Here is a 13,345-nt window from a genome sequence, read left to right as displayed (position 1 = left end):
GAAACGATTGCGTCGTTGACCGCCTACAATTTCATTCTCGAAGCCCTATTTGGCGCAGCTTCATATTAAAACGGTATTAGCATTGCTAATTTGACTACTTTTTATCATAACCACTTGGGCAAGACTTCCTTCGGCAATCAATTAGCTTCTAACGAGCTCTAGCCAGCTGAAAACGGCCGTGTGAGTTAACCTTGTTTCGGACAATAGTTGTTGCTAAACTTTCAGTTTCAATTGCAAATGATTTCTTTAGGTTTGACTTCGATAAAGCTGACTGCACTGTTTGATTAACGCTCCAGAGTGCTAGCTTAATTTTCGCAGCTTTAGAAATAGCCAAGCTCTTCTTCAAAGCTTCTATCCCTACGATATCAATTGAAGTAGTTGAACTCAGATCAATCACAATTTTTTTTGGATATAATTCGCTTACCGATTGAAAAGTATAGTTGAACCGATCAATTTCATCCAGTCCTAAATAGTCTGGAGCTTTAATAATGGCTATGCCATTCACTTTTGTAAGAGTGGTATTCTCTCTATCAGCTCTAGATGTAAAAACTTTTCGTATATCAATAATTTTATCTGCTGAAGCAATACCAATATACTTGGTTTTTGGATACAAGCTTTCTATGGCTTGATTGCGAACAATCAGTTTGCTAAAACCCGAAGCATAATATAGTAGTTTTGCTGACAAACTTAGGTCGGATACTCGAGTTTTCGATTCTATAAATATTGTCTCTTTACGATAAATAAATTTGGCCAGTAGTAAAAACGGTACCGCAACACCAGCCCCTGTCGAAATGACGATGTCGGGCTGTTCCTGCTTTAACACTCTAACAGCCAGAGCCAAATTTCGAATCAAGTTGAGAAGATTTCGATTTGTAGGACTATAAGCCCAGTGTATAGACTCGCCACTATTTGAAAGTTGTGCTTTTGTTGTGCCTGTCATAAACGTAACCCAACAAACTTTTTGAAATTTATCTAGGAGTGGTCTGAGACCCTGTGCATATTTAAAGTGACCGCCAGAAGAACAAATCAGCATGGCTTTCGTATGCTGATTGAAGTCATAATCGTTGGCTAGAACTTGGCACAGCTCATCCTCACTGTGATTTAGCTTGATTCCTGAAGATCTTGGTTCCGAAAGAAATCGGGCTATATCGCCAGGACATTCAGCTATGGGAATTCCTTGCTTCTTTAAAAACTCAGCCATTTCTAATTGATGATCATCAACATGTTCACCAAAACGGCGAGCCCGTGGTACCAAAAGATAAGGTTTATTAAGAGATTCTAGTAATATTACTGATCCTTCTCCGCAATGAGAAATAACAACTCTCGCTTGCTCCAGTAATGATTTAAATTCTGGTTCAGGTAACCGTTCGAAAGCTTCCGATCGAAATGGAATCTTAGTAGAAGAACCATACTGAATAATCAATCTTTCATCTTTAGAAATTACTCCATCTCTTATTAATAAATCCAACCAATTCATTAAGCGATTAAAGGGGTATTGCTCTGTTCCTACAGTAACTAAAATCATACTGACTCACCTAAAATTATCGATAGCAGAGATATATAATTGCTTTGCTATAGCAAGGCCTGCAAAGCTTCTCAACTATAAAGAGCTGATACGCTGCAGTTCAAAGGCCTATAAATTCAAGACCACGGCGCAGCAGAATCATGTCACTCGCTAAAAGCTCAAGGAATGGCATGAAGTCTCAGAAGTATCGAATTTGCAAGGAGTTAAATTCTTGCTACAACATTTGTTGTACCGATCGATGTACTCCAGTGTTTGTACTGTGATCGCCAGTATTTATACTTAATGGTTTCTAGAAGACTATTTAGGTTTACCTAAAGCCAACTACGAATGGGGCAGCATTCTGAATGAAAAAGATACAACCTTCTTAAAAGCCTATTCAGCAATTTGGCTGATATAGAGCTGTTGTCATTGACTCAAAGCTAAGTTAGAGGTATGTAGAAATCCTGGGTAAGTGTGGCCTTTCGAACACCCTGCTAAATTTCTCTCATAAACTACTGAGTATTACCATATACTTCACCGAACTCTTATCAAGCGGAAGCTTTTATGGATTTTCTGTGAGATTTGCAGGGTTTGCGTAGGGTTTTAGTTCCGTATACTCTCAGAGGTGATATACCTCTAAAAGAAGTAGTTTGTGGTAGATATGCCTTCCAGTAAGAATCTTGGCTTATCGCTTACAGCCTTTAGGTATCTTGCAGGAGGTGTTAAAAGCTAAATCTCTAGCAGCGTAAGAATCTCAACACCCCCTCACAGGCTAGGTAGCTCATTGCATCATCCACGAAATACCTGATGCAAAATTATGCGGTATTACCAATTGCACATTTAAAATTGCCAGGTTAATATTTAGGATAGTATCAGCTTGATTTCATTAAATCGTCTCTAAGTCAGCAAAGATAAGGATTTACTTCATCTAAACTTGCTTCTTGCAACACTCGAAACCACTTCGAGAACATAACGCCAAAATATCGAAAGTTCGTGTGAACCGTGATACAGAATAGCCAATATTTTGACATGATTTTCTTAAAGTAACTAGATCGTTTTCATATTTGTTTGTACGTAACTATACATGAAAGTGAAAAGGTATCATGCAAACTTTTTTAAGGCTGATGACTGGTGTTTTCAATAAATCTGAATATGTGCAGACATCAACAAAACCTCAAGTTCACTACCTCCCTTACTTGTTGGCAGGGATATCTGCGAGCGCTATTATGTGGAGTTTGGCTTTCTTCTATGTAAGTAAAACGCGTCCAACCTACGCTAGCGACTGGACTCTTACTTTGCCTGGAACCACAGCCAATACGAAGCTAAATTTGCCTGATACTGGTACTGCTTCTACCGAACAAATATCTCCCTATGCAAATCCAGCACAGGATCCCAGAGAAAATTACAAGTTTATAGCTACGAGTGAAGCGGTGCAACAAAAAGCTGCAGCTCAGCTCAATATGACTTCAAAAGAGCTCGGTCAACCCAGGATCAAAATAGTCAATAACACGACGTTGATGAGTTTCTCAATTAGCGGAGCAAGCCCTGGAGAAGCGCAGAAAAAATCCTTCGCGTTTTATAAAGCTTTTCAATCACGACTCAATGAGCTTAGGAATCAAGAAGTTATTCAGCGAGAAGAAAAAGCATTAAGGGCTTTAGATAGCGCCCATACGAAGCTTGCAGACGCTCAACGACGTGTCGCTGAGTATCAAATTCGTTCTGGATTAGCATCAGCTACTCAAATTGAACAGCTTTCAAATGCGATCGAAGAATTACGGAAGAAAAGAGCAGAAGGAATCGCACAATTAAAGCAGACTGGCGCTCGCTTCAGACAGTTGTCAACAGATCTAGACATCAGCACATCACAGGCATCTGATGCTTTCATGCTCAAATCAGATCAAATATTTCAGCGCCACTTAAAGGATTACACCACCTCAACTGCAAACATGGCTCTTCTTGCTTCCAGATATACACCTCAAAGTCCCTCTGTCGCCCGAGAGCAAAGCAAGCTTGATGCTGTTAAAGTTGCTCTATTAGAGCGGAGTCGATCTGTCTTAGGTCACTCTATGAATGAAACCACTCTGGCTCAACTCAATATTGGTAGTGGTGAGCAACCTAGTACAGCTCGAGAACTTCTTTTTAAGGATATAGTTACAGCCCAGGCAGAGCAACAAGGATTTCAAGCATATGTTCAGGCATTGGATCAGCAAGTTGCTGAGTTTGAAGCGCGACTAACAATATCAGCGCAGTCGGGATCTAAATTGGAAGCTCTCAAACGCGAGTACAGACTTTATGAAGCTGTATTTTCATCAACTCTTGCAAACTCAGATCTTGGCAAATCGGCCCTTACAAGCTCTTACCCAGAGGTTCAACTTCTTGCAGAGCCTAGTTTGTCTGATATTCCCGTTTCACCAAAAAAGAAGCTGGTTTTTCTCGGTACAGCAGTTTCTTCTCTTTTGACAGCTACTGGTCTAATGCTGATCTTTTCATACAAACGGCGTGGGATCGAACTGGCTAATAAAAAAGTAGCTGGAGTAAAACAAATAGCAAACTATGAAGCCTCAGAACTTTGAAGAGCGATTGGTTTGGTACTCCATAAATGGAACCTATATATTCTACATATTTGGTCTGTTACTTCCAGTTAATGCACTGTTAGGATGGGTGCTATTTGTCTATCTGTGTAAAAGACTTTGGAGCCAACTGGAAGATACCCCTATTGAAAGACAAATCAGAGTTCCATGGGAAATATGGTTCTGGTTAGTCTCTATGCTCATAATGCTATTTGTTAGAGTTGTTGGATTAGAGGATTTTGGTTCTGTTAAAAACGACTATATCAGAGGAGTAATAGGGTGGTTTATTTCTTGGGCACTACTTGCCTTATTCCCCTTCGTTGGTTGCCTTAATATTCGACCACAACTTATTTATAGAGCTGTATGTATGCTCTGTCTGCAGAGTTTAGTTTTTATTCCATTAAGCTATTTAGCTTACTTCATACATCTACCCTCTCTAATTTATTCTTCCCCGATTGAAAGGGTCATTCAAAATGGAAAACTTTACTACAACGTAGCGCTATATCATTATACAGAATATAATCACGAACTTCGCTTAGCGCTATTTGCTCCGTGGGCACCTGCACTTGGACTTGCTGCTACACTTTACTTCTTCTTAGCCATTCAAGAGCCTGATAAAAGGTGGCAATGGATTGGAGCATTTGGAGCTATCGCCATGTGCGCTGGATCATCTTCTCGATTAGCTTACATTGCCGTACCACTAATTTTGATTGGAGTTTGGCTCTTAACAAATTTCTGGAAACCAAAGATACAAATTTGTCTAGGTTTTTTAAGTTTTGCTTTTAGTATTTTCAGTGCTCAAATTCTCTTGACCGTTAAAGACTTAACAGAAACTGTTTTAGGCTCTAGATCATCATCTACAAAAATTCGCAAGGCACTCGTTGAAGTAGCTTTTGAGCGATCAAAAGAAGCACCCATATGGGGACATGGAAATCAAGAGGCGAGTTATAAAGCACTAGAAAATATGCCAATAGGCTCTCATACTACCTGGGGAGGGCTTATGTTTATGCATGGCACAGTCGGTTTGTTTACTTTCCTAGTACCAGTTATATGCACCTTAATCAGCTTATTAGTAAAAGCACAGAAAAATAAGATAGCAAGGCTTGGTTTAACCCTCTTATTAGTTATGCTTTTTTTCTCGTCTGGCGAGAGTTTGGATGCTTTAGCGTACCTTTTTTGGCCGGCCTTAATGATTCTTGGAATTGCTTTAAAGAGAGATTCTAGTTATGTTGATAAAAGCAAATTAAAAAAAGAGCCTAATGCTATTTTAGACAACCCATAAACAGTAATAACTTTTATAGAGAAAATTAATGTCGATCAACAATTTAAAGCAGAAACTGTCTAGTCCATTTGTACAAAACGTTGGTTGGTTGGGAGTAGGGGAATTAGCCAATCGTATTTTTCGGCTAGGGACAACAGTAATTCTTGCTCGCCTCCTAAGTCCCCACGACTATGGATTAGCAGCAATTGTTTTAACGACGAAAGAATTTGCATCTGTTTTTACTCTTAGATCTGGAGTCGCAGGTAAGCTGATCCAAGCTGACCAAAAGGATGTAGAAATTTTCAGCAATACAGCGTACTGGCTGAATTGGATGCTGTGTATTTCGCTTTTTGTTGTTCAGTGTATTGCAGCTTTTCCAATCGCTTGGATTTATAGAGACAACCAAATTATTTTGCCTATTTGTATTGTTGCCTTAGAATATTTATTATTACCATTTTTTGCAATTCAGATGGCGTTAATAAATCGAGAAAACCGATATAGCGTTACAGCATTAGCTTCTACAATACAATCAGCCATTGGTAATTTCTCAACAATAGTTTTAGCCTTGCTAGGTATGGGTATGTGGGCAATCGTATTCCCAGTTGTACTATCCACGCCTGTATGGATAATAATTGCTTATAAATCTCACTCTTGGCGTCCCAAGAAAAACTTTACGTTGTATCGGTGGCGTGAAGTCTTTAATTTCGGTAAAAATGTTCTTGGTGTTGAGTTGCTGGATAAACTGAGAGCTAATCTAGACTATCTGCTGGTTGGAACATTTTTAGGAGTTGATGCTCTAGGAGTTTACTATTTTGCTTTCAATGCTGGACTAGGAATTAGTTTAAATGTAATTAATGTACTTACTTGGCCCTTGTTTCCTTATTTGTGTTCTGTCCGTAGTAACTTTAATGAATTTAAAGATAAGTATTTTAGTAGTATTAGAACAATTGCCTTGGTCATCGTTCCACTTGTGATTTTACAATCAAGTTTGGCACCTTTTTATGTGCCGATTGTGTTTGGTCAAAAGTGGATTGCGGCAATTCCAATATTAATAGTAATTTGCCTTTCTGCTCTACCTCGTCCTTTTTCTATAGCCGCTTCAGCTTTGCTTGTAGCAGTGGATAAAACGGATATCGATCTTAAGTGGAATCTGATTTTTACTGTGTTCTTAGCAGTACTTCTAATTTTTGCTATGAAGTCGGGAATATTTACAGTAGCGGTAGCCGTACTCGTATCTCATATAGTAGCAATGCCAATCTTCACCTTTTGGGCTACTAGATATGTCCTTCGTCCGAATTCACCTTTTGCCAAATAAAAACCGGAGCTAAAAATGAAGAGTAAAGCTAAATTTTACGTTTAATGTTCAGAATTTCGCCCAAAAAATCTCCTCAAGCGGTGCTTTCATTAGTGGTGATTTTCTATCAGTTGTTAGGCGTTACTCATTAGACCACTGTGTATTTTTTAGGAAAGAGAAACTTGAAAATGCCAACTATCTCTATCATTGTTCCTGTTTACAATGCTGAACACACTATTTTAGAAACAGTTACTTCTGTACAGAACCAATCTTTCGCCAATTTCGAGTTGATTTTGGTTGACGATGGTTCAAGCGATGATACCTTAAAGCAGTTGAATGCAGTTAATGATCCACGTGTAAAGGTTTTCTCTTACGAAAATGGTGGAGTATCAGTTGCCCGTAATCGCGGTATTGCTCACGCTACTGGAGAGTTCATTGCCTTTCTTGATCACGATGACCTATGGACACCTGATAAATTAGAGCTACAGCTAATAGCTTTACAACAAAATCTAGAAGCGGGAGTCGCCTACAGTTGGACTTGTAATATGAGTGAGGGGGGGGATCGTTTTGAGGTGGGTCACTCCCCTCTGTTTACAGGCGATGTTTATACAGAGCTGTTACGGAGTAATTTTATTGCTAATGGCTCAAATCTTCTAGTTCGCAGGCAAGCGGTTGAATCAGTAGGAGGATTTGATCCAACGCTTGCATATTGTGCAGATTGGGACTTCTATCTGCGATTAGCATTTCATTGGAACTTTGTTGTAGTTCCCAAGCCACAAGTTCTCTATCGCCAAACCTCAGGTTCAATGTCGTCCAAAATTGATGTGTTGGAGGAGGAAACCCTTTTTGTTATTGATAAAATGTTTCAATCAGCCCCTTCAGGTTTGCAGAATCTGAAACATCAAAGCTTAGCTATCATGTATCAGTATTTAGCTGGAATGTATTTAGCTGATATTACTAATCTTTATGAGGTTCAACAGGCAGGTCAAAAGTTGAAAATGGCAATTCGCTTATACCCTAATATTTTATTGAGTAGATTAACTCAAAGATATATAATAAAATGCTTAATAATGCAGCTGTTCTCTCCAAAAGTTACTAAATACTTTATTCAACTAATTGGTGTAGCTCGTAATATTGGTGATCCAAGGCTAAAGCATGAGAGTCACTAATATAAATAATCATAGTATCCAGAGGTAAGTTAATATGCCGTCCGTATCTGTTATTGTTCCAGCTTATAATAGTGGGCGTACTATCCTAGAAACAATCGCGTCTGTACAGCGGCAGACTTTCTCGGATTTTGAGTTGATTGTCATCAATGACGGATCTACAGATAAAACCTTAGAGTTGCTTGGTAGCATTCAAGATTCACGGCTAAAGGTCTTCTCCTATGGCAATGCTGGGCTACCCACTGCACGAAATCGCGGAATTGCCCAAGCGACTGGGCAATTTATTACCTTTTTGGATGCTGATGACTTATGGACGCCTGACAAATTGGAGCTGCAAGTAGCAGCATTAAAAAACTGTCCAGAGGCAGGCGCGGTTTACAGCTGGACTTTAGTGATGGATGAGAAAGGTGAAAATTTTCATCCTGGAAAATCCGTGTCTTTTGAAGGCAATGTTTATCGTGAAATGCTACTAAGTAATTTTATCGCGAGCGGCTCTAATATAATGTTGCGAAGAGAGACGATTGAGGCTGTAGGAGTCTTTGATTCGACTCTTAAATCTTGTGAGGACTGGGATTATTGGTTGCGTGTTGCACCTGATTGGATTTTTGTTGTAGTTCCTAAATCACAAATTTTATATCGTCAATCTTCAGGGGCAATGTCATCTAAAATTGATGTGATGGATAAAAACCATCTCATCGTTATTGAGAAAGCTTTTGAGAAAGCTCCACCTGACTTAAAGAGACTTAAAAATCAGAGTTTATCTAATAAGAATCAATTTTTAGCTCAGCTTTGTTTAACTCATGTGTCGGGTACTGAAGCGGCTAAACAAGCTTTCAGAATGCTGTATAAATCAATTAAACTTTACCCTAAAAGTTTATTGAGTAAAAGCATGAGAATTTTAACTTTTAAGTTGTTACTGATATTAATTCTTTCTCCTGAACGTGCTAACTCTTTACTTAAGCAAATTAGCAGGCTTCGTGCTGCTAAAAGAAAGGCTGTTATTTAGGAGGATATTTATGGGGAAAGTTTCCGTTATCATTCCAGTCTATAATGTCGAAAAATATATCTCAAACACAATTCAGTCTGTTCTAGATCAGACATATCAAAATTTCGAAGTTCTGATTGTTGACGATGTTTCTTCTGACAAGACTGTGGAGATATGCCAGAATTTTAATGATCCAAGAATTCAAGTCTTTTGCCACAAGGAGAATCGTGGTCCCTCTGGAACTTCTAATACTGGAATCCGCCATTCAAAGGGCGAATATATAGCGCTCTTAGATGGAGATGATATCTGGCTACCAGAAAAATTAGAGATGCATGTTCAGCATCTAAAAGAATGTGGAGGATTGGGTGTAAGTTTTAGTCCATCTGATTTTATTGATGATACAGGACAATCTCTAGGATCTCGTCAGAAACCCAAACTTAAGAATATCTTGGTGTCTGATTTGTTGCTCTCAAACCCGCTTGGGAATGGTTCCGCTGCTGTATACCGACGAGAAGTTTTTGAAGCAATTAAATTTCAAGACAATATTCATGGATTTGAAGAAGATTGCTATTTTGATGAACACTTTCGTATGATTCAAGATCTCGAATGCCTACTACGCATTGTTATTCAAACAACCTGGAAGGTTGAAGGCATTCCTAAAGTGTTAACCCGGTATCGAGTCAATCCTCACGGAGTATCGTCAAACCTACTTAAAAATATAGAGGCTTGGGATCAGGTAATAGAAAAAATTCGTACCTACGATTCTCAACTCGTTTCTCATTGGGAAAATAGATCTAGAGCACATTTATTGAGATATCTTGCACGTAGAGCAGTCCGTTTACACCAAGGAGCCCTGGCAGTCGATCTGATTCATCGAGCACTATTCACACATTGGTGCATTTTGTTTGAAGGTTTTCGATTTACTACCTTAACATGGATCGCTGCTTATTTGGTTTGGCTTATCCCAAAATCAATATATTGTTATTTAGAGTCTATTGTTTCAAGTAGAGCAATGATTTTTCAAAAGCGTTGATTGACCTAAGAAAATTATCACCTATCTTAAAATGAAAATAAAGAAATTGGATTAGGAGGCTTCTCGGAAAATATTTGCAATACAAATAACATCTAGAATGAAAGGCTAATCTTTAGAAGGCTTGAGATGATTCTTTTTCCTGGTTGTAAATCTTCGAATATCGAACTTAGAAGAAGCTTATAACTTTTGATAGGATAGATACTTTGTGTGGAGTCAAAGCAATGAAAAAAGTTTCTGTGATCGTTCCTGTCTATGGAGTTGAACGATATATTTCTAAAACTGTACAGTCGGTTTTAGCTCAAACGTATGAAAATTTTGAATTGCTTATTATTGACGATGAATCTCGCGATCACAGTATCGACATCTGTCGGGAATTTGTAGATTCTAGGATTAGAATAATCCATCAAAAAAATCGTGGTTTGGCAGGAGCTAGGAATACGGGTATACGTAATGCTCAAGGAGACTATTTAGCATTTTTAGATGGTGATGATTTGTGGGCTCCTGAAAAACTTGAGAAGCATGTTGCGCACTTAGAGCACTCAAAAATGGTAGGGATTAGCTTCAGCCGATCTGCATTTATTAATGAAATAGGGGAACCTCTTGGTATTTACCAAATGCCTAAGCTGACGGGAATCACTATTCCTAATTTACTTTGCCGTAATCCAATTAGCAATGGCTCAGCTCCAGTGATTCGTCGTGAGGTCTTTGAAGAGATTAAATTTGAAGAGAATCTTTATGGTGATACGGAATATTTCTATTTTGATGATCGGTTCCGCGCATCTGAAGATATTGAGTGCTGGTTCCGTATCGCAATTAAAACACAGTGGACAATTGAGGGGATTCCTGAAGCATTAACTTTGTATCGAGTGAACTCAAACGGACTGTCAGCAAGTGTCTTTAAACAACTAGACTCCTGGGAAAAAGTGATTGAAAAGACACGTTCTTATGCTCCAACCTTGATTGCACAATGGGAAAGTCCAGCTAGAGCCTACCAATATCGCTATCTTGCTCGTAGAGCTATTACACTGAGAGATGGTTCAACGGCAGTCAAGCTGTTTCACCAAGCCTTAAAAAACCATTGGCAAATTCTTTTAGAAGAGCCCCGACGCACGTTATTAACTTGGGCGGCGGCTTATCTCCTTTGGCTTTTGCCTCAAACTCTCTATTACCAGCTTGAAGGACTTGCTCTCAAGACCACAGAAACGAATCAAAAGCGTCGTCTAATTCAAGATCAAACAAAGTAATCAGTATGAGCGTTCGCTTAGCGTGCGACGCGATCATAGAGAACGGCTCTTCCGGATATGTGGCTGAAATCGTATAAGAGGCTACGAAATGCTGTCCGATCAATGGCTGAAACCTAGTGATAGTCTGATATAAGGTTGCTTTATCAGCGTAAAGTCGGGAGAACCTAGAGAACTTACTCAAGAAACCGTCGGCCCTTAATGTACTTTGATTGTCATCAAGCTATTCTTATGCTGAGAAGATCTAGATCTAGAGCATGTAAAGATATACTAATGCATAAGAAATCGGAGTAAACTTATTGACTCTTGTATTATCGCTTTTCATGATTGGTTTAATTGAAAAGTAGATATTGAAAGACTTCTAGATTTATAAGAGATAATGTACTGTACGGAGAATAACCCATTCTAAGCTGAAAAATATTTGAATATTTGGAATTGTTTTCAACCAAAATTTTGACTCTGACTATATCACTTAAGAGGAGTACCCCACTTTTGTAAAAACACTGTCGAACATTCCGAAACCTTATGCTGTCATCTGGCAAAAGGATATATCTGCCAAAGCGGGATGCTCCCTCACTAAGTTTCCTCTCCTATAATACTTTCAAGAGAAGGTTTTGCTTTTTATACATCTAATATTTCACATGACTCTCTAAAAACTTTGACAAAAACCATTTTTAAGCCATTTGCCGTATCAAAAGTACGAACAAGAGCACAGGCAAAATACTGTAAAATTCTTATAATATATGCGTAGCATCTTCCAGCTAAACGTATCCCATAAGGTTTCGCCTTCATTAATAGTTTTAGCTGCGAGGTTAACTCCTTGTCAGTATGGAGAGTCCATGCCTCTTATCATCTCTATAAAAAACTATTATGAACATTTTGATTGTTTCTTCCTACTTGAATTATCCCTGTAATAACGGCGCGAGTGTTGCCCAATTTGCAACACTTGAATATCTAAGTAAGTTATGTAATGTCAGTTTGTTGTTGCCAGAAAACCATTCAATTACGCGAGAAAATCTACATGAATTAAGTAAGCTTCTACCGTATGTAAAGATTTACGAGCTGGGAGACTCCAATTTTCTCTCAAGTAAAGGTCGCTTGGCAAACAAAGGGGGAAAGAGGTTTCTTAGTGCTGCTCGATTGCTCAAAAATGGATTAAGCCAACTGATGAATTATTTGCCTGTCTTCTCTGTGAAGACAGGTAGGGCGCTTTCCAACCGGGAGAGGTTTACTAGAGACTATGCCTCTTCATCTAGCAACCCATATCTCCTCCTTAGCCAATCCTTTGTTGATAAGCTGCTTGAAATTATCTCGATCGAGCGAATCAACCTTGTCCAAATAGAATTTGTCGAAAATCTCAGTCTAGTCACAATTATTCCAGATCATGTTAAAAAAGTATATTTGAGTCATGAGTCTAGATTGGCTAGGATTCAATCTCATATTGAGGAGAAGCAACTCCAGTCAATTTATGCTGATTATGTATATAACTTTAATCATCGTATTAAGAAAGCGTTTCTTAGTGAATTTGATGCTATTTCAACCTTTAGTGATCATGATACTTTTACCTTAGAAGTAGCTCTGGGAGAAGCCAGCAAGAGGATACAGTTTTCTACCATGCCTTTTCCTGTTTTCGATGAAGATTTTAAGGAAATTAGCGTGGACACATTCCAGATGCCCAACAAGCTCATTTTTGTTGGCGGTGATAGTCACTATCCAAATAAAGAGGCAGCAGAATGGTTTATTAATGAAGTTTCAGTGGAGGTACGCGAACAGTTTGGGCTGATGCTGCACATTATTGGAAAGTGGGATGAAAAAACAGTTGAGAGATACAAAAAACATCCAGGCGGAGTTAACTTTGTTGGGTATGTAGATAATTTATACGAGGCTTCAAAGAATAGCATTAGCATATCTCCTATTACTATCGGTGCTGGTTTGAAAACTAAGATAATTACAGCAATGGCTCAGGGTCTTCCAGTTATTGCTACCGAATTTTCACTTGCAGGAATTAATGTCAAGCATATGGAAAGTGTCTTAGTTGCAAATGATAAAAAAGCTTTTTTATGGTCGATTGATTATCTTCTAAAAGATATTAAACGCACATTTTTAATTTGCAAAAATGCTCAAGATTCTATTAAATCAACCTGTTCTCAAGCAATTGTCTCTAAACTGAAATACAACTTTTACAAAGATGTACTAGCAGGTGTAGCCAAAAGTGGTGAAAGCTTCTGATTGCATATTCCTCTTTAACGAGCCATGGCTTAATGGTCTTTACACTAGGTTACCTTCACGAG

The 13,345-nt window shown here is 38.5% G+C and carries 9 protein-coding genes; 8 read left to right on the top strand and 1 reads right to left on the bottom strand.

Annotated features, from left to right (window positions below; genetic code table 11):
* Window positions 1-148: 148 nt before the first annotated feature.
* Window positions 149-1,525 carry a glycosyltransferase gene (locus C7B82_RS08665; protein ID WP_106255899.1) on the bottom strand — a complete coding sequence of 459 codons (1,377 nt, stop codon included), beginning with the start codon at window positions 1,523-1,525 and terminating at the stop codon, window positions 149-151.
* A gap of 1,082 nt (window positions 1,526-2,607) precedes the next feature.
* On the opposite strand from C7B82_RS08665, the gene C7B82_RS08660 reads away from it, so the two are divergent.
* The 8 genes from C7B82_RS08660 to C7B82_RS08625 all read left to right on the top strand — a co-directional run bounded on the left by C7B82_RS08660 (window position 2,608) and on the right by C7B82_RS08625 (window position 13,283).
* Window positions 2,608-4,077: a GumC family protein gene (locus C7B82_RS08660; protein ID WP_106255898.1), complete on the top strand. Its 1,470-nt coding sequence runs from the start codon at window positions 2,608-2,610 to the stop codon at window positions 4,075-4,077.
* On the top strand, window positions 4,058-5,356 hold the full coding sequence (locus C7B82_RS08655; protein ID WP_106255897.1) for an O-antigen ligase family protein: 1,299 nt from the start codon (window positions 4,058-4,060) through the stop codon (window positions 5,354-5,356). Before C7B82_RS08660 ends, C7B82_RS08655 begins: the two co-directional genes overlap by 20 nt.
* Before the next feature lie 28 nt (window positions 5,357-5,384).
* Window positions 5,385-6,650 carry a lipopolysaccharide biosynthesis protein gene (locus C7B82_RS08650; RefSeq protein ID WP_106255896.1) on the top strand — a complete coding sequence of 422 codons (1,266 nt, stop codon included), beginning with the start codon at window positions 5,385-5,387 and terminating at the stop codon, window positions 6,648-6,650.
* A gap of 167 nt (window positions 6,651-6,817) precedes the next feature.
* Window positions 6,818-7,798: a glycosyltransferase family 2 protein gene (locus C7B82_RS08645; protein ID WP_106255895.1), complete on the top strand. Its 981-nt coding sequence runs from the start codon at window positions 6,818-6,820 to the stop codon at window positions 7,796-7,798.
* A gap of 34 nt (window positions 7,799-7,832) precedes the next feature.
* On the top strand, window positions 7,833-8,801 hold the full coding sequence (locus C7B82_RS08640) for a glycosyltransferase family 2 protein (RefSeq protein ID WP_106255894.1): 969 nt from the start codon (window positions 7,833-7,835) through the stop codon (window positions 8,799-8,801).
* A 10-nt stretch (window positions 8,802-8,811) separates the two neighbouring features.
* Window positions 8,812-9,813 (top strand): glycosyltransferase family 2 protein, encoded by a 1,002-nt coding sequence (locus C7B82_RS08635; RefSeq protein WP_106255893.1) that lies wholly within the window; start codon window positions 8,812-8,814, stop codon window positions 9,811-9,813.
* Window positions 9,814-10,034: 221 nt separating this feature from the next.
* The gene (locus C7B82_RS08630; protein ID WP_106255892.1) at window positions 10,035-11,057 is read left to right on the top strand and encodes a glycosyltransferase family 2 protein; all 1,023 of its coding nucleotides are present in this window, start codon (window positions 10,035-10,037) and stop codon (window positions 11,055-11,057) included.
* A gap of 867 nt (window positions 11,058-11,924) precedes the next feature.
* A complete protein-coding gene (locus tag C7B82_RS08625) occupies window positions 11,925-13,283 on the top strand; it encodes a glycosyltransferase (protein WP_106255891.1) in 1,359 nt (452 codons plus the stop codon).
* The last annotated feature ends 62 nt before the right edge of the window (window positions 13,284-13,345 follow it).

This window comes from Stenomitos frigidus ULC18, assembly GCF_003003795.1.
GTDB lineage: Bacteria > Cyanobacteriota > Cyanobacteriia > Leptolyngbyales > Leptolyngbyaceae > Stenomitos > Stenomitos frigidus_A.
Note: the sequence above shows the minus strand (reverse complement) of the source record. Positions and strands in the feature narration are given on the sequence as shown.

Excerpts from the sequence above, each read along its gene's own strand:
- C7B82_RS08645 (WP_106255895.1), top strand. The coding sequence starts at position 6,818 with ATGCCAACTATCTCTATCATTGTTCCTGTTTACAATGCTGAACACACT.
- C7B82_RS08635 (WP_106255893.1), top strand. The coding sequence starts at position 8,812 with ATGGGGAAAGTTTCCGTTATCATTCCAGTCTATAATGTCGAAAAATAT.
- C7B82_RS08625 (WP_106255891.1), top strand. The coding sequence starts at position 11,925 with ATGAACATTTTGATTGTTTCTTCCTACTTGAATTATCCCTGTAATAAC.
- C7B82_RS08655 (WP_106255897.1), top strand. The coding sequence starts at position 4,058 with ATGAAGCCTCAGAACTTTGAAGAGCGATTGGTTTGGTACTCCATAAAT.
- C7B82_RS08665 (WP_106255899.1), bottom strand. The coding sequence starts at position 1,525 with ATGATTTTAGTTACTGTAGGAACAGAGCAATACCCCTTTAATCGCTTA.
- C7B82_RS08650 (WP_106255896.1), top strand. The coding sequence starts at position 5,385 with ATGTCGATCAACAATTTAAAGCAGAAACTGTCTAGTCCATTTGTACAA.
- C7B82_RS08660 (WP_106255898.1), top strand. The coding sequence starts at position 2,608 with ATGCAAACTTTTTTAAGGCTGATGACTGGTGTTTTCAATAAATCTGAA.
- C7B82_RS08640 (WP_106255894.1), top strand. The coding sequence starts at position 7,833 with ATGCCGTCCGTATCTGTTATTGTTCCAGCTTATAATAGTGGGCGTACT.
- C7B82_RS08630 (WP_106255892.1), top strand. The coding sequence starts at position 10,035 with ATGAAAAAAGTTTCTGTGATCGTTCCTGTCTATGGAGTTGAACGATAT.